This is a genomic window from Streptomyces herbicida, assembly GCF_032656585.1.
Lineage (GTDB): Bacteria > Actinomycetota > Actinomycetes > Streptomycetales > Streptomycetaceae > Streptomyces > Streptomyces herbicida.
In genome coordinates this window covers 175,839-197,320 of the sequence record NZ_JAUYWJ010000021.1, presented here as the reverse complement: position 1 = coordinate 197,320, position 21,482 = coordinate 175,839, and the positions used below count along the sequence as shown (strand labels likewise).

11 protein-coding genes are annotated in these 21,482 nt (G+C 73.2%); 8 read left to right on the top strand and 3 right to left on the bottom strand.

The features are described from left to right. Positions 1 to 184: 184 nt before the first annotated feature. Entirely contained in the window at positions 185 to 1,141 is a 957-nt protein-coding gene (gene galU, locus Q8A52_RS36130) for a UTP--glucose-1-phosphate uridylyltransferase GalU (protein WP_408649311.1), read from the bottom strand. Between the two features lie 409 nt (positions 1,142 to 1,550). Here galU and Q8A52_RS36125 point away from each other — a divergent pair, with 409 nt between their 5' ends. The 7 genes from Q8A52_RS36125 to Q8A52_RS36095 all read left to right on the top strand — a co-directional run bounded on the left by Q8A52_RS36125 (position 1,551) and on the right by Q8A52_RS36095 (position 18,939). Continuing rightward, complete coding sequence (locus tag Q8A52_RS36125; protein WP_316759340.1) at positions 1,551 to 3,347, top strand: RICIN domain-containing protein; 1,797 nt, start codon at positions 1,551 to 1,553, stop codon at positions 3,345 to 3,347. A gap of 451 nt (positions 3,348 to 3,798) precedes the next feature. Then, positions 3,799 to 10,704, top strand: a complete 6,906-nt coding sequence (locus tag Q8A52_RS36120) for an SDR family oxidoreductase (protein ID WP_316759339.1) — start codon at positions 3,799 to 3,801, stop codon at positions 10,702 to 10,704. A 1-nt stretch (position 10,705) separates the two neighbouring features. Further along, positions 10,706 to 15,406, top strand: coding sequence for a polyketide synthase (locus tag Q8A52_RS36115; protein ID WP_316759337.1), 4,701 nt, complete (start codon positions 10,706 to 10,708; stop codon positions 15,404 to 15,406). Next, the gene (locus Q8A52_RS36110) at positions 15,403 to 15,735 is read left to right on the top strand and encodes a phosphopantetheine-binding protein (protein WP_316759335.1); all 333 of its coding nucleotides are present in this window, start codon (positions 15,403 to 15,405) and stop codon (positions 15,733 to 15,735) included. The genes Q8A52_RS36115 and Q8A52_RS36110 overlap by 4 nt, the downstream gene beginning before the upstream one ends. A 3-nt stretch (positions 15,736 to 15,738) precedes the next feature. Beyond that, a complete protein-coding gene (locus tag Q8A52_RS36105) occupies positions 15,739 to 16,560 on the top strand; it encodes an alpha/beta fold hydrolase (protein ID WP_316759332.1) in 822 nt (273 codons plus the stop codon). Beyond that, entirely contained in the window at positions 16,557 to 17,792 is a 1,236-nt protein-coding gene (locus Q8A52_RS36100; protein ID WP_316759329.1) for a glycosyltransferase, read from the top strand. The genes Q8A52_RS36105 and Q8A52_RS36100 overlap by 4 nt, the downstream gene beginning before the upstream one ends. A gap of 25 nt (positions 17,793 to 17,817) precedes the next feature. Next, positions 17,818 to 18,939: a class I SAM-dependent methyltransferase gene (locus tag Q8A52_RS36095; protein WP_316759327.1), complete on the top strand. Its 1,122-nt coding sequence runs from the start codon at positions 17,818 to 17,820 to the stop codon at positions 18,937 to 18,939. Positions 18,940 to 18,947: 8 nt separating this feature from the next. On the opposite strand, the gene Q8A52_RS36090 is transcribed toward Q8A52_RS36095, so the two are convergent. Beyond that, positions 18,948 to 19,973 (bottom strand): lysylphosphatidylglycerol synthase transmembrane domain-containing protein, encoded by a 1,026-nt coding sequence (locus tag Q8A52_RS36090; protein ID WP_408649310.1) that lies wholly within the window; start codon positions 19,971 to 19,973, stop codon positions 18,948 to 18,950. Between the two features lie 232 nt (positions 19,974 to 20,205). Here Q8A52_RS36090 and Q8A52_RS36085 point away from each other — a divergent pair, with 232 nt between their 5' ends. Beyond that, a complete protein-coding gene (locus tag Q8A52_RS36085; protein WP_316759359.1) occupies positions 20,206 to 20,853 on the top strand; it encodes a DedA family protein in 648 nt (215 codons plus the stop codon). A gap of 39 nt (positions 20,854 to 20,892) precedes the next feature. Here the strand turns inward: Q8A52_RS36085 and Q8A52_RS36080 are convergent, their stop codons facing one another. Further along, a complete protein-coding gene (locus tag Q8A52_RS36080; protein ID WP_316759322.1) occupies positions 20,893 to 21,426 on the bottom strand; it encodes a gamma carbonic anhydrase family protein in 534 nt (177 codons plus the stop codon). Positions 21,427 to 21,482 lie beyond the last annotated feature (56 nt).

Below are 21,482 nucleotides of genomic sequence, written 5' to 3'. Positions count from 1 at the left end.
GTGGCCGCCGAGCTGAACGGCCGCCCACGCAAAACGCTCGGCTGGGAAACCCCAGCCGAGCGCCTGCATAAACTGCTCGCGGCCTGATCAACACGACCACGTGTTGCAACGACCCCTAGAAAGCGCCGATTCGGCCGGGGCCTGCGCGTGTACGGCGTCGGCAACACCCCCGCGCGATGAACTCTCAGGCGGCCTGACGCCGCTCCTCCTCCCGTTGCGGGCCGGTGTCCTCCAGGCTGCCGACGAACTCCTTGAGCCAGGCCACGAATCCAGGACCCAGGTCCGGGCGGTCGCAGGCCAGGCGGACCACCGTGCGCAGGTAGTCGGCCTTGTCGCCGGTGTCGTAGCGCAGGCCGTCGAAGACCACGCCGTGGACCGTGCCGCCCGAGGCGAGTTCCTGGAGGGCGTCGGTCAGCTGGATCTCGCCGCCGCGGCCGGGCGGGGTGCGTTCCAGGGCGTCGAAGACGGCCGGGTCGAGGACATAGCGGCCGATCACCGCGTAGGTGCTGGGGGCGGCCTCGGGTGCGGGTTTCTCCACGAGGCCCGTCACGCGAACCACGTCCGCCTCGCCGGTCGGTTCCACGGCCGCGCAGCCGTAGAGGTGGATCTGCGACGGGTCGACCTCCATCAGTGCGACCACACTGCCTGCGTGCCGGTCGCGCACGTCCAGCATCCGGCTGAGCAGGGTCTCGCGCGGGTGGATCAGATCGTCGCCGAGGAGGACGGCGAAGGGCTGGTTCCCCACGTGATGGCGGGCGCAGAGCACGGCGTGGCCGAGGCCGAGCGGGTCGCCCTGGCGGATGTGGTGGATGTCGGCCAGGCGCGCGGGGTCCCGCACGGCGTCCAGCCGCACCGTGTCGCCCTTCGCCGCGAGCGCCTGCTCCAGCTCGAAGGCGTTGTCGAAGTGGTCCTCGATGGCGCGCTTGTGGCGTCCTGTGACCATCAGGATGTCGTCGAGCCCGGCCGCGGCGGCCTCCTCGACGACGTACTGGATGGCCGGCTTGTCGACGACCGGGAGCATCTCCTTCGGCGTCGCCTTCGTCGCGGGCAGGAAGCGGGTGCCGAGTCCGGCGGCCGGGACGACCGCCTTGCGGACGGTAGGCGGGGGCGTGGGGGCGGTTGAGGAGCGCGGGGCGATCATGCGGCCCATGCTGGCGCACGGGGATGAGAGAACGCGGGGAGAAACCTGGGGGTCCGCTGTGGAAGAGTGTGTTCCGCTTCCGGTCGGACCGTTGAAGATTTGGTGCGCCATCTGGCTTTCCGTGCACACAAGTTGAGCCTTGAGTAACCAACTCTTCGAATACCGGTACGGATACCGCCGGTAACTCATCTTGAATTCCCCGGACCCTGCACTTGGGCCACTCGAACTTCTTGTTACCTGCGAGTCGGGTGTGCGAAGGTGAGCCTCCGCTTGGGAGGGCAGGGGCCGGGCCCGGACGGGAAGGCCCGCCCTTAAAGGTACGCACCAAAAGGTACGCACCGAACAGGCACTGCTTTCCGACGGGGCGCCATTCCTTGTGTCGTCCTTCGGCTTGGAAGGAAATGGTTCCGTGCAGTCCCGGTCCGATCGCAACCTCGTCGCGCAACTCGGCGCCCAGGGCGACGGCAGCCATCGTGCCGTCGCCCTACTGCTGGCCCGGCACTGGCGGGCGACCTGCGACTACGCGGTCGTCTGCCTCGCCTCCGCCACCGGTGCTGCCCAGTTCGTCGCCACCACGGCCTTCAACCGTGTGCTCGGTCGGCTGGCGGGCGGGACGACCGGCGGCGCGCTGCGCCCGCAGCTCCTCGTGGCCGTGCGGGAGACCGTCCGGGAGTGGGCCGCCGACGAGGGCATCTGCGTGGTCCTGCCCGAACTGCGCAAACCCACCGGCGGTCGCGGTCTACGCGCGGTGATGTCGGGCACCCCCGAAAGGCGGCAACTCGCGGAGCGCGCTTTCCGGGCCCTTCCCGCAGCGGCCCAATGTCTGCTGTGGCACAGCGAGGTCGAGGCGGAGCCGATATCCATTCCCGCCGGCCTGTTGGGTGTGGACAGCTCTGCCGCCGCGGCCACGCTGGAGCAGGCGCGTGAACAATTCCGGACGGGACTGGTGCGCGCCCACCGGGAACTCGCGCCCACCGTGGAATGCCGTTACTACAACCGCCTCCTGGACATCTCCATTCGCCGCGACGGCTCGTTGTTGCCCGATGTGCAACAGCATCTGACGGTGTGCCGGTACTGCCGCCAAGCCGCGGAACAGCTCGGCCGTTTCGAGGGCGGACTGGAGATCCTGCTCGCCGAGACGGTGCTCGGCTGGGGCGCCCGCCGCTATCTCGACTCGCGCCCGGGACGCGGCGCCGTCGAGGAGCTGCCGCCCGCGCCGGAGGCCGCACGCCCAGAGGTCGTGCACCCGGAGGTCGTACGGCCGGCGTCCGGGGGCCGAAACCGGACGCGACGGATGGCGGTGGCCGTCGGCGTCGGTCTCACCTGCCTTGTGCTGCTCGCGACCGTGCTGGTGGTCAAGGGCTGGTCCGACGGCCTCAACGGTGTCTCCGGACCCGGCGACACCTGGGGAGCCTCCGGCGGCGGCTCCGCCCGGTCCGGCACCACCCGCGCGCCGTCCGTCGTCGCCTCCCCGTCCGCCGCCTCCGCGAGTGAGCCCGTCGAGGTCGCCCACGGCGGATTGCGCAGCCCCGCCACCGGACTTTGCCTCGACGTCGAGGGCGGTCGGGTCGTGGCGGGGACGGGGGCCGTGCTCGCGGCGTGCTCGTCCGCGGGGTCCCAGCAGTGGTCTTACCAGCGCGACGGAATGCTGCGCAGCGCCGCCGACCCCACCCTCTGCCTCGCTGCCGACCCCCAAGCCCGGAAGGTCCTTCTGTCCGGCTGCGCTGAGCACGAGGACGAGGCGTCCTACGACCTGACCGAGCGCGGTGAACTCCTCCTGCGCCGGCACGAGCGACTCCTCGTCGCCCCGGGCTCGGGCAAGGCGGGCACCCATGTGGTCGTGACGAAGCGGGACGGTGCCCAGAGGCAGCGGTGGATGCTGGAGCCCGGAGCCGACCGGACGGAGCGGAAGGCGCCCGCGCAGAGCCGCCCCGAGCAGCCGCGGCCGAAGGAGCCAGCCACCCCCGAGCCGCCGACGGCGGGTACCCCGCACGGCAAGTCCGGGCAGACTCAGGAGCGGTACGGCGCAGGGATCGCGCAGGTCGGCTGCTGCGACAACGGCGGACCGGCGCCGGAGCGGCCGGCGCCGGTCAAGGACGTGGTCGCGCCCCTCCTCGATGCCCTGACGCCCGTACCGTCGGCGCGGCGGCCGGGGGACGGGCGTTCCCCGGCCGTTTCTTCAAGGATTTACAAGATTTTTCCATGATTCACGTTTGACTGAATGGAATTCAGCCGCCGACAGGTTTCTGTCAGGCTGCCATGAGGTCGGGGTGTGCTCGTGCGGCCGTGGTTTCGGGGCGCATCGATCGAGCCACGAGCCCGAAGTCATGCGGAATTAACAGAGCTCGGTCCGGCTGCCCGCCGTGTTGCGGACGGGTGAGTGGCGGGTGAATCCGCCGGACGCTTTGACGGGCTTGTGGCGTTGTGGTGCCTGGGGCTCGTGGTGCGGACGGCCGGACGGTGGATGGGGATTGCTCGGATTTTCGGCTCTTGCGTCGACTCTCGTCCCCTGGCCGAATTGATTCCACCGCAAGCGGAATGGCTGCATCGTTATTGACCCGTCAGTAATGAGTCGCTAGTTTCCGGTGGCCCCGCACCAGCGTTTCCACGTCGCACAAACCCCCCACCGTGCTGTCTTACCGATTATTCGGAGCATCATGACGTCTGCTGCGCGCGCTCTGGACCTGATCATCTGCATCACCCCTTTCGGAGAACCCGATGCCAGGCTCACCGCGGCGGTCTGCCGGGCCGGCGGACTCGGGATCCTCGACCTCGGGAACGGCGACCGAAGATCACGTGAAGCCCTCGGGCGCCTGAGACGAATGGCGCCGGGCCCGTTCGGGGTGCGGGTCACGGGCCGGTGCGGGATCCGGCCCGAGGACATCGCGACGGTCGACACCGTGGTCCGCACGACCGACGCCCCGTGGCCGCTCGCCGAAGTCGCCGCAGGCCACCGGGTGTTGGCCGAGGTCACCGACCTGGACGAGGCGCGGGACGCGGTCCGTGCGGGAGCGCACGGGCTCATCGCCCGCGGCAGCGAGAGCGGCGGCCGGATCGGGCAGCTCAGCACCTTCGTACTGCTGCAACAGCTGCTCGCCGAGCCGGAGTTGGACGTGCCGGTCTGGGCGTGCGGCGGCATCGGACCACGTACGGCGGCCGCCGCCGTGGCCGGTGGGGCGGCCGGAGTCGTCCTCGACACGCAACTGGCCCTGCTGGCCGAGTCGACGCTGCCCGAGGCGACCGCGGCCGCACTTCGCTCCCTCGACGGCTCGGAGACCGTCGTTATCGCCGGTCACCGGGTACTGCACCGCCGCGGCCCCGACGCGCCACACCCGCCCGCCGACGACCCCGCCGCCGTCGCCGCGCTGCTGGGCGCCCAGGACCCGCACACCCGGCTGCTGCCGGTGGGCCAGGACGGCTTCCTCGCGGCACGCTTCGCGGAGCGTTGGCAGGACGTGGGGCGGACGCTGCGCGGACTGACGACCGCGATCAGGCAGACCCTGCCCCTTCGGTCCGCCGACCCCGCGCCCGCCCGCGCGCTGCGGCCCGGCTCGGACATGAGCCGGGCCCTCGGGACACGGCTGCCCGTGGCGCAGGGGCCGATGACCCGGGTCAGTGATCGGTCGGGGTTCGCCGCCGCCGTCGCCGAGCACGGTGCGCTGCCCTTCCTGGCGTTGGCCTTGGCCGACGGAGCGCAGGCGCGGGCGATGCTGGAGGAGACGCGCGTCGCGCTGGACGGGCGACCCTGGGGCGTCGGCGTGCTCGGGTTCGCGCCCGAGGAGATCCGCAGCGCCCAGCTCGAGGCCGTACGGGAGCTGCGGCCCAGCCACGCGATCATCGCGGGCGGCCGGCCCGCCCAGGCCGAGGCGCTGGAGCGGGCCGGAATCAATACCTTCCTGCATGTGCCCTCGCCCGGGCTGCTACGGCAGTTCCTCGAGGCCGGAGCCCGCAGATTCGTCTTCGAGGGCTCCGAGTGCGGCGGACACGTCGGACCGCGGGCCAGTTTCCCGCTGTGGGAAGCCCAAGTCGCCGTACTGGAGGACTTCCTGGCCGACGCCGACGACGACGCGGTCCGGCGGATCGAGGTGTTCTTCGCGGGTGGCGTCCACGACGAGCGCTCCGCGGCGATGGTCGCGGCGCTCGCCGCACCGCTCACCGACCGCGGAGCCGCCGTGGGCGTCCTGATGGGCACCGCCTATCTGTTCACCGAGGAGGTGGTGGACCGAGGCGCGATACAGCCCCTCTTCCAGAGACAGGTCGTGGCGGCCGGGGCCACCGCTCTGCTGGAGACGGCTCCCGGCCACGCCACCCGCTGCGTCCCCAGCCCGTTCACCCTGAACTACCAGGAGCGCGAAGCCGAGTTGCGCGCTCAGGGCGTGCCGGACCGGCGCGTGTGGGAGGAGCTGGAGCGGCTCAATGTCGGACGGCTGCGCATCGCCAGCAAGGGCGTCGACCGGACCGACGGCGGCGAGCTCGCGCCCGTGGCTGAGCAACGCCAGCTGGACGAAGGCATGTTCATGGCCGGGGAGGTGGCCGTGCTGCGCTCCGCGACGACCACCATCCAGGCGCTGCACCATTCGGTGACCGACGGCGCGGCCGACTTCCTCGCCTCCCGTACGCAGGAGCTGGGCCGACGGCTGGGAGCCGACCGGACCGCGGGAGCGGCCGAGCCCGCACCGCTCGACATCGCTGTCATCGGCATGGCCTGTATGTTCCCGCAGGCCCCCGATCTGGCCTCCTTCTGGGCGAACGTCGTCGCGGGCCACGACTCCGTCACCGAGGTCCCGCACGACCGCTGGGATCCCGACCTGCACCACGCCGACGGCACCACGACGTCCAAGTGGGGCGGCTTCCTGCCGCGCATCCCCTTCGATCCGCTCGCCTACGGCATCCCGCCCGCCTCGCTCGGCAGCATCGAGCCCGTCCAGCTGCTGTCGCTGGAGGCCGCCCGGCGCGCCCTGGAGGACGCCGGATACGGCGACCGGGGGCGGGGGTTCGACCGCTCGCGCACCTCTGTCGTGTTCGGGGCCGAGGCGGGCAGCGACCTGTCCAACGCCGTCACCCTGCGTGCCGTACTGCCGTCGTACTACGGCAAGGTGCCCGACGGGCTCGAGGAGCAGCTGCCCCGGCTGACCGAGGACTCCTTCCCCGGCATGCTCGCCAACGTCGTCTCGGGCCGGATCGCCAACCGGCTGGACCTCGGCGGGGCCAACTACACCGTGGACGCGGCCTGCGCCTCCTCGCTGGCCGCGGTGGACGTCGCGTGCAAGGAACTCACGGCGGGCACCAGCGACGTCGTCCTGTGCGGCGGCGCCGACTTGCACAACGGCATCAACGACTACGTCCTGTTCTCGTCGGTGCACGCGCTCTCCCCGACGGGCCGGTCGCGGGCCTTCGACGGGTCGGCCGACGGGATCGCGCTCGGCGAGGGCGTCGCCTGCGTCGTCCTCAAGCGGCTGGCGGACGCCGAACGCGACGGCGACCGGATCTACGGCGTGATCAAGGGGCTGGGCTCGTCCAGCGACGGCCGCTACCTCGGCCTGACCGCGCCCCGGCCCGAGGGACAGCGGGCCGCGCTGGAACGGGCGTACCGCAACGCAGGTGTCTCGCCCGCCGCGGTCGGTCTGGTGGAGGCCCACGGCACCGGGACCGTCGTCGGCGACCGAACCGAACTCACCGTTCTCGGCGAGGTGTTCGCCAAGGCCGGGGCTCAGCCCGGCGGATGTGCACTGGGCTCGGTCAAGTCGCAGATCGGGCACACCAAGTGCGCCGCCGGTCTCGCGGGTCTGATCAAGACCACCCTGGCGCTCTACACCGGCGTGCGGCCGCCCACCCTGCACCTGGAGAGCCCCAATGCGGCGTGGGAGGAGGGCACGAGCCCCTTCGCCTTCCACACGCGGGCCCAACCGTGGGCGGCTCCGGCGGGCGAACGCGTCGCCGGAGTGAGCGCGTTCGGCTTCGGCGGGACCAACTTCCACGTGGTGCTCGGGGCTTACGCCGATGCCGTGCCTCCGGAGCAGGGCCTGGACGAATGGCCGGCCGAGCTGTTCACCTTCCGCGGGAGGGACGCGGCGAGTGCCGGCCGTGCGATCGAGGCGGTCCTGCGGGCCGCCGAGTCCGAAGGCCGTCCCTGGCGGCTGCGTGATCTCGCGCTGAGCGCGGCCCGGCGTTCCGACGCCTCGCCGGATCCGGTGCGGGCGGCGGTCGTGGCGACGGACGTGGACGGTCTGATCCGGCAGCTGCGCAGGGCTCTGGCCGGGGAGCACGACCCGGCCGCGGGCATCCATCTGGCCGACGCGGCGGCGGACGACGAGGGCAAGGTCGCCTTCCTCTTCCCGGGCCAGGGCAGCCAGCGCCCCGGCATGCTCGCCGACCTCTTCATCGCCTTCCCCGAACTGCAGCACTACCTTGAGCTCGGCCGGGCTCACGCCGACCGGCTCTACCCGCCCGCCGCCTTCGACGACGCGGCCCGTGAGCGCCGGCGGGCCGAGCTCACCGACACCCGGGCCGCCCAGCCCGCCCTCGGCATCACCGGCCTCGCCGCCCATGCCTTCCTCACCGCGGCGGGTGTGAGGCCGGACATGTCCGCCGGGCACAGCTACGGCGAACTGGTCGCCCTGTGCGCGGCCGGCGCCCTCGACCCCGAGACGCTCCTGGAACTGAGCGCCGAGCGGGCCTCGGCCATCCTCGCGGCGGCAGGCGACGACCCCGGCACCATGGCCGCCGTCTCCGCCGGCGCCGCGGACGTCGAAGCAGCTCTGCACACGGCCGGAGCGCCCGCATCGGTCGTCCTCGCCAACCGCAACTCACCCCAGCAGACGGTGATTTCCGGCCCGGCCGAGGAAGTCGCCCTCGCCGTACGGCTGTTGCGCGAGGCCGGGTTCGGCGCCAAGCGCATCCCGGTCGCCTGCGCCTTCCACAGCCCGCTGGTGGCGGGTGCGGGCGAGCGGTTCGCCGAGGTCCTCCGGGACTGGACCGTACGCCCGCCGGAGTTCCCGGTCTGGTCCAACCGTACGGCCGCCCCCTACGCGTCGGACCCCGACGCGGTGCGCGCGGAGCTGGCCGCCCAGATCGGGGCGCCGGTCGCCTTCGCCGCCCAGATCGAGGCGATGTACGAAGCGGGGGCACGGATCTTCGTCGAGGCGGGACCCGGCACGGTCCTCACCCGGCTGGTCGAGCAGATCCTGGGCGAGCGGCCGCATCGCACCGTCGCCTGCGAGCCCCGCGAGGGCAGCGGGCTGCGCGGCTGGCTCGACGCACTCGCCCAACTGGCCGTCGCGGGACGGCCGGTGGGCACCGGCCGGCTCTTCCGGGGGCGTGATGCCGTCGACGCCGTCCGCACCCCGGCACCGAAGCGACCCGGCTGGACGGTGGACGGACACCTGGTCCGCACCGCCGCCGGAGAACTCCTTCCCGGTGCCCTGGCGCCGGCCCGACGAGTCGTGGAGACGACTGTGACGACGAACCACCCGTACGGCGTCCCGGCCGGCCAGGACGCGCTGATCTCCGAATTCCTGCGCACGAGCCGGGAGATGATCGCCGCCCAGCGCGATGTGCTGCTCACCTATCTGGGCGCGGTGCCGGGCCGGTCCGTGCCGGCATCCGCGGTGCCCGGCCCCCTGGCGGCGCCCCAGATCCAGCCCGCCGAGCTCGGCGCCGCCCCACAGCCGGTCCCACACGTGGTCCCACAGCCGGTCCCTGAGCCCGCCCCGGCCGCCACCGGCACCGGCGCGGACCCGGCGGCCGACCGGGAAGCCGATGTGGAACGCGTCGTCCTGGAGATCATCAGTGAGCGCACCGGCTACCCCGTCGACATGATCGAGCCCGACCTCGACCTGGAGGCGGACCTGAGCATCGACTCGATCAAGCGGGCCGAGATAGCGGGCGAACTCGCCAAGCGGCTGGGCATCGGTGCCGGGGCGGATGCCATGGCCCTGGACGACGCGGAGTTGGAGCAGCTGGCCAAGGCGCGTACGGCGGCGGCCGTGACGGGCTGGCTCGCGGCGCGGCTGGGCGGGGCCGGGCAGCGGAGGGCCGTCCGGTCCGAAGTGCCCAGCCCCGGAGGAGTGTTGACCGAGGAGGTCGTCGGGGTCGCGCCGAAGAGACTTCAGCTCCGCCCGGTGCCGCTGGGACAGCCGGACGGCCCGGTGGATCCGGCCTCCGTCCTGTCCGGGAAGCGGTTCGTCGTGCTCGGTGACGGAGGCGGCGCGGCGCCGGAGATCGCGGTGCGGCTCGCTCCCCACGGCGCCGAGGCGGTGAGCTTCGAAGCGGAGCACCTGCTGACCGAGGCGGACGGCGTGGTGGACGGCGTGCTGTACATGGGGGCGTTGCCGGGTGCCGAGCTGCCGGTCCTGCCCGACGCCTTCCCCGTGCTGAAGGCCGCCCTGGCGCGTGGGCCGCGCTGGCTGCTGGCCGTACGGCCGGCCGACGGTGAGGACGCGCTGCGGGCGGCGGGGCTGGACGGTCTGTTCCGCACCGTCGTCCGCGAATACCCGGAGACGGTCGCCCGGACCGTCGCCCTTGCCGACACGGGCGGCTCCGCCGTCGCGGACGCGCTGCTCGCCGAACTGCTCGCACCCGACCCGGCACCCGTCGTCCTGCGCACTGCCTCCGGCCGGCACGGATACGAGCTCGTCGAGGCTCCCCTCGGCACGCTCGGCAGCACCGGCGCGGGACCGGCCGGTGACGGTGCCGCCGAGGCCGCCGCGCTCGGCCTGGACCGGGACTCCGTCGTGCTGCTCGTGGGCGGTGCCCGCGGGATCACCGCGAAGTTCGCGGCCTCGCTCGCCGCGGCCTGCCGCTGCCGCATCGAGCTGCTGGGCAGAACGCCCGCGGCCACCGGCCCCGAGGACCCGCGGACCGCCGCCGCGCGCACCCCGGCCGAACTGCGGGCGGTCCTCGCCGCCGGTGGCTCGCTCAGACCCTCCGAGGTCAACCGGGCCGCCGAACTGATCCTCGCCCAGCGGGAGATCGCCGCGACGCTGGCGGAACTCACCGCGCTCGGCAGCCGGGTCCGCTACCACGCCGTGGACTTCCGAGAGCAGGACGCCGCGCTCCAGGCGGTCAAGGAGATCCATGCCGAGCACGGCCGTCTCGACGGCGTGGTGTTCGCGGCCGGAGTGATCGAGGACCGGCTGATCGCCGAGAAGACCGCCGAGTCCTTCCAGCGGGTGTACGGCACCAAGGCGGCCGGGGCCGCCACCCTGCTCACCGCGCTGGAGGAACTGCCCAACGGGGCCGGGTTCACGGTCCTGTTCGGCAGCATCTCCGCCGTCCTCGGCAATCGCGGCCAGGCCGACTACGCGGCCGCCAACGACGCCCTGGAGACCCTGGGCGCCGCCTGGGCCGCCCGCACCGGACACCGCGCGCTCACCGTGCACTGGGGACCGTGGGCACCCACCGGCTCGCACGCCGGCATGGTCGGTCCGGAGCTGGGCCGGGAGTACGCCCGGCGCGGCATCCGGCTGATCGACCCCGAAGAGGGCACCGCGGCTCTGCTGCGGGAGCTCGCCTGGGGCGAGGAGTCGGCCCGCGCGGTCGTCTACACCGCCTCGGGGTGGTGACATGCGTCAGGAGGCGGTCGCCATCGTGGGGATGGCGGTGCTGCTGCCCGGCGCCGCCGGCCTCGACGCCTACTGGCGCAATCTGCGGGACGGCGTGGACGCGATCGGGGACGTGCCCGAGGGCCGCTGGGACACCGACTACTACCGTCCCGGCTCCGCGACCGGGCCCGCCGTCGCCGACCAGGTGTACTGCCGGCGCGGCGGATTCGTGGACGGCCTGGCCGAGGTGGAGGTCACCCGCTACGGCATCATGCCCGCCTCGGTGCCCGGCACCGAGCCCGACCAGCTGATCGCGCTGAACGTGGCCGCCGCGGCCCTCGCCGACGCGGGGGCCGGGGAGCGGCTGCCCGACCGGCACCGCGTCGGCGTCGTCCTGGGCCGCGGCGGCTACCTCACCCCCGGCCTGGTCCGGCTCGACCAGCGGGTCCGCACCGCGGGCCAGCTCGTGCGCACCCTGGGCGAGCTGCTGCCCGACCTGACACCGGGCCAACTGGCGCGGGTGCGTGCGGCGTTCACCGACCGTCTGGGGCCGGCGAGCCCCGAGTCCGCGATCGGTCTGGTCCCCAACCTGGCCGCGTCCCGGATCGCCAACCGGCTCGACCTGCGCGGCCCGGCCTACACCGTCGACGCGGCCTGCGCCTCCTCGCTGGTCGCCGTCGACCAGGCCGTCGGCGAACTCGTCTCCGGGCGCTGCGATCTGATGCTGGCCGGGGGAGTGCACCACTGCCACGACATCACCCTCTGGAGCGTCTTCTCCCAACTGCGCGCGCTCTCCCCGAGCCAGCGCATCCGCCCCTTCCACCGCGACGCCGACGGCATCCTCATCGGCGAGGGCACCGGCATCGTCGTACTCAAGCGCCTCGCGGACGCCGAGCGCGACGGCGACCGTGTCTACGCGGTGATCCGGGGCACCGGGGTGGCCAGCGACGGGCGTACGGCCGGACTCGTCAACCCCGACCCCGGCGGTCAGGCACACGCCGTGCGCCAGGCGTGGCGGGCCGCCGGACTCGACCCCGCCGCCCCCGGCTCGGTCGGCCTCCTGGAGGCGCACGGCACCGCGACGCCTGCCGGGGACGCGGCCGAACTCGCCACCCTCACCGCGGTGTTCGGGCCGGGCGAGGCGTTCGGCGACGAGCGCGCGGTGATCGGTTCGGTGAAGTCGATGATCGGCCACACCATGCCGGCCGCCGGAGTGGCGGGACTGGTCAAGGCCGCGCTGGCCCTCCACCACCGCACCCTGCTGCCCACGCTCCACTGCGACACCCCGCACCCCGCCCTCGCGGGCACCCGCTTTCGCCCGCTGGAGAAGGCGGCTGCCTGGGAGACCGGCCCGGAGCAGCGGGTACGGAGGGCGGCGGTGAACGCTTTCGGGTTCGGGGGGATCAACGCCCACGTGGTGCTGGAGGAAGCACCCGGCGCGGCCGCGCGGTCCACGCGGAGCCGGGGGCCTCGCGCCACGGTCGCCGTCGCCGAACCCGAGCGCGTCCTCCTGCTCGCCGCCCACAGTCCCGAGCGGCTGGCCGCCGCCCTGGACACCGACGACTCCGCCGTCCTCGCCTCCGGGCTCGACGCCGCCCGCACGCACCCGGACGCGGGCCCGGCCCGCCTCGGTATCGTCGAACCGACCGCCAAGCGGCTCGCCCTGGCCCGCCGGGCGGTCGCCAAGGGCCGCATCTGGCAGGGCCGCAGCGACGTGTGGTTCCGCCCCCGGCCGCTCCTGGGCGGCGCGGACGGCAGGCTCGCCTTCGTCTTCCCCGGCCTCGAAGGCGACTTCGCGCCCCGCGTCGACGACATCGCCGACCACTTCGGCCTCGCCGCGCTCGCTCCCGCCGACGAGGAGGTGCGGGTCGGGGACGTGGGCCGGCACGGATTCGGTGTCGTCAGCGTCGGACGGCTCCTCGACGCCGCGCTGCGCCGCACGGGGGTCGTTCCGGACGCGGTGGCCGGGCACAGCGTCGGCGAGTGGACGGCGATGGCCGTGGCCGGGCTGTACTCCGGTGACCAGGTCGATGCGTTCATGGCGGACTTCGACCCGGACACGGTGAGCGTGCCGGGCCTCACCTTCGGTGCGGTCGGAGCGTCCGCCGAGCGCGTCCAACAAGCCCTGCGCGAGGACTGGGCGGGCGCCGGGATCGTGCTCTCCCACGACAACGCCCCCAACCAGTCGATGGTGTGCGGGCCGGACGGTGCGGTGGAGGAGTTCGTACGGTCCTTCCGGGCCCGGGGCGTGATCTGCCAGGTGCTGCCGTTCCGGTCCGGGTTCCACACGCCGATGCTGGAGCCGTACCTGTCACCCATCAAGGAGGCGGCGGGCCGGTTCCGGCTCCATCCGCCGACCGTGCCCGTGTGGTCCGGGACGACCGCGGCGCCCTTCCCCGAGGGGGAGGCCGCGGTCCGTGAGCTGTTCGTCCGGCATCTGCTGGAACCCGTCCGCTTCCGGCAACTCGTCGAGGCACTGTACGCGGCCGGCCACCGCGCCTTCGTCCAGACCGGCCCCGGCCGGCTCGCCTCCCTCATCGGCGACACCCTGGGCGACCGTGACCACCTGGCCGTCGCCGCGAACTCACCACACCGCCCGGGCCTGTCCCAACTCCGTTGCGTGGCGACGGCGTTGTGGACGGCGGGGGCGAGCGTGGCACCGGCACTGCCGATCCCGGCCGACGAGTCGTTCGCCGCCCCGGCAATCGCCACCGCCCGCTCCGCCGCTCCCGCCCGGGCGGCCGGCCGAGGCGACCCGGAGCGCCCACCGGTCCGGCTCGATCTCGGGGGAGCCCTGGTCTCCCTGGAGAGCCGGGTCCTCGCCGGGCTCCGTGCCGAGCTGCGCGCGGCATCCCCGGCGACGGCAGCAGCCGCACGCGTCGGCGCGGCCGATCCCAGCCCGTCCCCCCTCGACGCCCTGGCCGGACGCTTCCCCGTGGCGGCCGAGCTGAGCGCGCTGCTGCGCGACACCGCGGACACGGCTGCCGCGCTGATCGGCGCGACCGATCGCTCACCGAGCAGGGTCCACGTTCCGGCCGCGGTCCGGCCCGGGGCGCCCACCAAGGCTGCGGACCGGTCGGTCGCCACCCCGGCCCCCGACACCTGGCAGACCACCCTCCACGTGTCCCCGCAGACCATGCCGCACCTCCTCGACCACTGCTTCTTCCCGCAGCGCCCCGGCTGGCCGGACGTGGCCGACCGCTGGCCCGTCGTCCCGGCGACCACGATCGTGCGGCACATGATGGACGCGGCGGAACGGGCCGCCCCCGGCATGCGGGCGGTCGCCGTGCACGGGGCGCGCTTCGACCGCTGGCTCACCGCGACGCCCGCCGTCGACGTCCCGGTCACCGTCACCCGAACCCCCCATGACCCGAACCAGCTCACCGTGACCTTCGGTCCCACCGCCCGCGCGGTCGTCGAACTGGCCGCGACCCACCCCACCCCGCCCCAGGTCCGCACGGATCCGCGCGGCCCCGAACGCACCCCCGGCCACACCGCCGCCCAGCTCTACGAAGAGCGCTGGATGTTCCACGGCCCGGCCTTCCAGGGCGTCACCGAACTCACCGCGATCGGCGCGGAACACATACGCGGGCTCATCACCACACCCGCCGCCCCCGGCGCCCTGCTCGACAACGTCGGCCAGATCCTCGGCTACTGGATCATGGCGACGCGCACCGAGCGCACCGTGGTCTTCCCCGTGCAGATGCGGCACATGCGGTTCTACGGGCCGCATCCGGTTCCGGGCACGGAGGTCGAGTGCCTGGTGCGGATCACCTCGCTCACCGACACCCTCGTCGAGGCGGACGTCGAGCTGACCGTCGCGGGCCGGGTGTGGGCGGAGCTCACCGGCTGGCAGGACCGACGCTTCGACAACGACCCGCAGACCCGCCCGGTCGAACGCTTCCCCGAGCGCAACACCCTCTCCGAACCGCGCCCCGGCGGCTGGTCGCTGCTCCACGAGCGGTGGCCGGACCTCGCGTCGCGCGAGCTGATCATGCGCAACTCACTCGGCGGAGCTGAGCGTTCCGAGTACGCCGCGCAGGCTCCGCGCGGCCGACGGCAGTGGCTGCTCGGCCGGATCGCCGCCAAGGACGCGGTCCGCCGGTGGCTGTGGGAACACGGCGAGGGGCCCGTCTTCCCGGCCGAACTGTGGGTCCGCAACGACGACCTGGGCCGCCCGTACGTCACCGGTGTGCACGGCCGCGCCCTGCCCGCGCTGGACGTCTCCCTCGCGCACCGCGCCGAGGCCGCGGTGGCGATCGTACGGCCGCTCACCCCCGGCCCCGGCCCCGGAATCGACATCGAAGAGGTCACCGAACGCGATCCGGCGGCCCTTTCCGCCGCCCTGGGCGCCGACGAACTCCGGCTGCTGCGCGCCCGGTGCGCGGACGGCGAGGACCTGGAGCCGCTGTGGTTCACCCGGTTCTGGGCCGCGAAGGAGGCGGTGGCCAAGGCGGAGGGCACCGGATTCGGCGGACGTCCCCGGGACTTCGCGGTGTTCGACGCGGCCCCGGACGGCGGCAGCCTGCTGGTCTCGGGCCGCCTGGAACGCGTGTACTCGGTGCACTGCCGATCCGTCCGCAATCCCTCCACGCTGCCGGACCGGTACTACGTCGTGGCCTGGACGACGGGACCGGTACCAGAAGCGGCCGAAGCGGCAGAGGCGAAAGAGGCGAAAGAGGCGAAAGAAGCGGCGGAAGCCGGAGAGGAACACGGCCGATGAACCCCACCCAGCCGACCAGCGAACACGCCGACGAGGAGGCCGTGCTCGCCGACATCAGGAGCATGCTCCTGATCGTCCTGGAGGAGTACGACGAGGAGTGCGGCGAGGACGACGTCGAGATCGGCATGACCACCATGTTCAACCGCGACCTGGAACTGGAGAGCATCGACCTGGTCACCCTGGCCGGCCTTCTGGAGCAGCGGTACGGAGACAGGGTCAACTTCGCCGAGTTCCTGGCCGGCATGGAGTTCGACGAGATCATCGAACTCACCGTCGGCAGGCTCGTCGAGCACGTCGTGCAGAGCCTGAAGGCCACGGAGGCGGGCTGACCCATGGCGTTCATCGACACCGGCGACGTCCGGCTGCACGTACAGAGGATGCTTCCCCGGCAGGGGAGCACGCCGGTCGCGACCCTCGTGCTTGTGCACGGGATACTCACCGACAGTCTGGCCAGCTACTACTTCACCGTGGCCCCGGCCTTCGCCGCGGCGGGCATCGACGTCGTCATGCACGACCTCCGCGGCCACGGCCGCAGCGAACGCCCGCCGAGCGGCTACACCCTCGACCACAACATCGACGACCTGGAGACGATCCTCGACCGGCTGGACGTCACCGGCCCCGTCCACCTGCTCGGGAACTCCTACGGCGGCACCGTCGCGTTCGGCTGGGCGGCCCGCCACCCCGAGCGAGCGGCCAGCCTGACCCTGATCGAGTCCGAGCCCGCGACCACGGCCTGGGCGGCGAAGCTGGACCGCCTCCTGGGCCGGCTCGTGACCGAGCTGGCACACAACGAGCCCGTCGCCCTCGCCTGGATCGCCGCCAACCACAACGGCAACCTCGCCCGGCTGGCCAAGGGCGCCGCGCAACTCGCCCGGGACACCACGCTCAGCCGGGACATCCCGGCCAGCCGGGTGCTGACCGAGGACCAGATCAGCTCCGTACGCTGCCCGGTCCTCGGCATCTACGGCGGGGACTCGTCCATGGTGGAACTGATTCCCTGGATGAAGACGCTGGTCGCGGACTACCGGTCCGTGGTGCTGCCGGGACACGAGCACTCCGTGTTGGTGGAGGCGCCGCGAGCCGTCGAAGGTCACGTCCTGGAGCTGATCCGCTCGGTGAGCGGGATCCGCCCGGTGGAGGACGAGGCCGGGTGAGCGCGTTCCTCTTCGTCGTACCGCCCCTCGTCGGACACATCAACCCGACCGTCGGCGTCGCGGCCGAACTCACCGCGCGCGGGCACCGGGTGGCGTGGGCGTGCGCAGATCCCGGGCTCGTGCGCCGGCTCGCGGGAGCGGAGGCCGACGTGTTCCCGTGCGACGGCATCGCCGGCGTGGAGCGGCCGCCCGACCTGCGGGGCCCGGAGGCGCTGAAATTCCTGTGGGAGGGGTATCTGGTGCCGCTCGCCGACGCGATGGCCCCCGGCGTGCGGTCGGCAGCGCAGGACTTCCGGCCGGACGTGGTCGTCGCCGACCAACAGGCCTTCGCCGGCGCCCTGGTGGCCGAGTGCCTTCGTCTGCGCTGGGCCACCTCCGCGACCACGTCGGCCGAGTTCACCGGCGCGTACGACGGCATGCCGAGGGTCGCCGCCTGGCTGCGGGAGCGGATGACCGAACTGCGGGGACGGATCGGCGACCCCTCCGGCACCGCCGACCCGCGGTTCTCGCCCCACCTGGTCCTCGCCTTCACCACGCCCGAACTCGTCGGCCCCACGGGCGAGAATGGGGAGGCGATCCGCTACGTCGGCCCCTCCATCGCGGACCGTCCGGCCGAGCCCGGCTTTCCCTGGGAGTGGCTCGACCCGGGCCGGGCGAAGGTCCTGGTGACCCTCGGAACCGCCAACGCCGACGCCGGGGGCCGCTTTCTCGCCGAGTGCCTGACCGCGCTGCGCGAACGGGCCGGCCGGGTTCAGGCGGTGCTCGTCGATCCGGGCGGTACCTTGGCCGCCGCCGCCGCCGCCGACAACGACAACGACAACGACAACGACGTACTGATCCTGCCCGTCGTGCCCCAACTCCCGCTCCTGGCAAAGGCCGACGCGGTGATCTGCCACGCCGGGCACAACACGGTGTGCGAGGCCCTCTGGCACGGGGTTCCGCTGGTCGTCGCCCCCATCCGCGACGACCAGCCCGTGGTGGCCGCGCAGGTGGTCGACGCGGGAGCCGGCATCAGGGTCAGGTTCGGCCGGGTCACCGCACCGGGGCTGGGCGCGGCCCTCGACACCGTTCTGCGCGAACCCGCCCACCGCGAGGCGGCCGCCCGTCTGCGCACGGCGTTCCGCGCCGCGGGCGGCGCGCGGGCGGCGGCGACCCACCTCGAACGGCTCGGGGCAAGCCGAGAGCACGACCGACCGGGAGCCGACGAGCCGGGAGCAGGTCGACAGCCCTGAGCCGACAGCCATGAGCGGAGACGCGATGAGCGACAAGACACAGCCGAACGGCGGGAGCGATCCCGTGGACGACACCGAGTCCGCCCGACTCACCGACCGTGCCGCGCGCGTCGCCGCCCTGCGCCCCGGATACCGGGCGGATCTTGCCGACGGCGTGGCCCGGTTCTTCGAGCCGCGGCGCACCAGCTGCCCCTGGTGCGGCTCGGAGCGGCTGACCACCCGGCTGCGCACCACCGATCTGCTCCAGCACAAGCCGGGCCGCTTCGAGCTCGACCGGTGCGAGGACTGCGGGCACACCTTCCAGAACCCGCGGCTGAACGAGGCCGGTCTCGAGTTCTACTACCGCGACTTCTACGACGGTCTCGGCGAGCAGAAGATGGGCGGCACGTTCGGCGGGCGGACCAAGATGTACCGCGGCCGCGCCGAATCCATGCTGCCGCACGACCCCACCCCGAAGAACTGGCTGGACATCGGCACCGGTCACGGCCACTTCTGCGCGGCCGCCCGCGAGGTGCTGCCCGGCACGGTCTTCGACGGCCTGGACTTCACGGACGGCGTCGGGCTCGCCGAACGCGAGGGAAGGGTGGAGCACGGCTACCGCGGTTCCTTCCCGGAGCTCGCCCCGGAATTCACCGCCCGCTACGACGTGGTCAGCATGTTCCACTACCTGGAGCACAGCACCGAGCCCGACCGTGAACTGCGTGCCGCGTACGACGTCGTACGGCCCGGCGGGCATCTGCTCATCGAGGTCCCGGACCCGGAGAGCCGCTACGCCCGCCTCCTGGGCCGCTGGTGGCTGCCCTGGCTCCAGCCGCAGCACCTGCATTTCGTGCCCGTCGCCAATCTGCGCCGCCGCCTCACCGACCTGGGGTTCACAGTGGTCGCGGAGCAGCACACGGAGCCGCACGACCCGGTGGATCTGCTCGCCGCGGTCTGGCTGGCCCTGGACCACACCGCCCCGCGCGAGGACGCGCCGTGGCTGGCGCAACCGCCGGGCGCGCTCCGGCGCGGGCTGCGCGCCGCCGTGGTCCTCGCGGGGGTGCCCGTCCTCGCCCTCGGCACGCTCCTCGACCGGTTCGCGGTACGGCCCCTCGCGCACCGTCTGGGGCTGTCCAACGCCTACCGGCTCGTGGCCCGGCGCGACTGAGCCGGGGCTCAGAGCACCTTGGCGCGGATCAGTGCGGACAGCACGAGGGCCCCCGGCAGCAGCGGCAGCCAGTCCGTCAGGACCCGGAAGCCGATCACGGTCGCCGTGGCCAGGGCCACCGGGGAGCCGAAGGCGGCCAGCGTGAACACCAGCGCCGCGTCCACCGCGAGGCCGCCGGGCGCGGGCACCGCCCCCACTGCGGTGCCCGCGGCGAGGTAGGCGAGGACCACGTGCGCCCAGGGGACCGGCAGCTCCAGCGCGGCCCCGACCGAGGCGATCACGCACCCCTGGAGCAGCGGCATCGCGGCCGCCCCGCCCCACAGGGCGAGCACCCGGCAGGGCCGGGTGTGCAGGAGCCGCGCGTCGGCCAGTGCGGTGCGCAGCAGTCCCGTCACCGGGCGGCGCAGCGGACGTACGACGGTCAGGGCCACCCCGGCCAGGGCTGCACCGGTGCCGGCGACGGCCAGCACCGGCACGAGCGTGCGCCCGTCCGGGATCAGTTCGCCCAGCCGCCGCCAGGCCGGGGAGGTTGCCAGGAACACCACGAGCACGATCGCCTTGGCGACGGACTTGGCCAGGGAGTACAGGGCGATCGAGGCGGTGGCGCGGTCGAGCGGTACGCCGCGGCCGCGCAGGAAGCGCACGGTGACGGCGTGCGCGCCGATGCCCCCGGGCAGCGCGTGGTTCGCGGCCCCGGCGGCGAACTGCGAGGCCAGCAGCAGTCCCGGCGGCAGCCGGTCCGGCACGGCGCCCTGTCGCACGCATGAGGCCGCGACCCAGCCCAGGCAGGTGAAGCCCCCGCCGGCCAGCAGCCACCAGGGGTCGGCCGCGACCAGTCGCGCGGCACCCTCGTGGACGAGGGCACGGTTGGTCAGTCCCCAGATCCCGGCCAGCAGGAGAGGACTCAGGCACAGCGCCAGCCGGACGGGACGGGCGGCCATCGGGTGCGCGGGCGCGTCGGAGCGGAGTGGGGACGTCGAGGAGAGCGAGGACGGTGAGGACAGCGAAGACACGGGCACGTCGTCCTTCCGCATCGGGCCGCACGGCGGGACCGGGAGATGCGAGGCGGCGGGGGGAACCGCGGGGGAGCTTTCCCGTTCCGTGTGACACGCGGATGTCCGAGAACCGAAGGACCGTCGGCGGGACGGTGCCGTGGTGCGGATGCTTGCCCGGCCGCCGTCGCTCGGCGAGCAGGTAGCCTTCCTGTGGGCGCGTCTTACGGGTGACGTCCCGGAAAGCAAGGACGCGACAGGGGAGGAACCGGCGTTGCACGTCCAGGAATGGCTCGACACCGTGCCCGCGGCCGCCGTCTACGCCGTGGTGGCGCTGGTCATCGGTCTGGAGAGCCTGGGTATCCCGCTGCCGGGCGAGATCGTCCTGGTGTCTGCCGCCCTGCTCTCCTCGCAGCACTCGGGCATCAACCCGATCGTGCTCGGTGCCTGCGCGACCCTGGGTGCCGTCGTCGGCGACTCCATCGGCTACGCGATCGGCCGTAAGGGCGGGCGCCCGCTGCTGGGCTGGCTGGGCAAGAAGTTCCCCAGGCACTTCAGCGAGGGCCATATCGCCACCGCCGAGCGGTCCTTCGAGAAGTGGGGCATGTGGGCCGTCTTCTTCGGCCGCTTCGTCGCCCTGCTCCGGATCTTCGCCGGCCCGCTCGCGGGTGTCCTGCACATGCCGTACTGGAAGTTCCTGATCGCCAACGTCCTCGGCGGCATCTGCTGGGCGGGCGGCACCACGGCGGTCATCTACTACGTCGGCGTGGTCGCCGAGGACTGGCTCAAGCGCTTCTCGTATCTGGGCCTGGTGGCCGCCGCGCTGATCGGCCTGACGTCGATGCTGGTGCTGAAGCGGAAGGCGAAGAAGGCGGCGGCCGAGCGGGCCGCGGAACAGGAACCCGTCCCGGCCGCCGACTAGGGCCTCCCGGCCGCCGACCAGGGCTACGCCGTCAGGGAGTCACGGCTTGCCGTGCACGTCCTGGTGCGCCTTCGCCAGGTCCGCGTACAGCGTGCCGTTCAGGGTGACGCCCTCCCGCTCCTCGGCGGTCAGTTCCCGCTTCACCTTGGCCGGCACCCCGGCCACCAGCGACCCAGGCGGCACGACCATCCCCTGCGGCACCAGCGCCTGCGCGGCGACCAGGGAACCCGCGCCGATCACCGCCCCGTTGAGCACGGTCGCCCCCATGCCGATCAGACAGTCGTCCCCGACGGTCGCCCCGTGCACCACGGCGTTGTGCCCGATGGAGACCCGCTCGCCGACCGTCACCGGAAAGCCCGGGTCCGCGTGCAGGGTCACATTGTCCTGGACATTGGCACTCGCTCCGACGGTGATCCGCTCGGCGTCACCGCGCACCACCGCGCCGTACCAGACACTCGCCCCCGCGTGCAGGACCACGTCGCCGATCACGGAGGCCGTGGGCGCGACGAACGCCTCCGGGTCGATCTCGGGGTCCTTGCCGCCGATGCCCACGATCAGCGCCTTGTGCGTCATCACCGTCTCCCGTCGTGTTCGGTACCCCCGCACCGTACGCCAAACGGTGGGGCGAA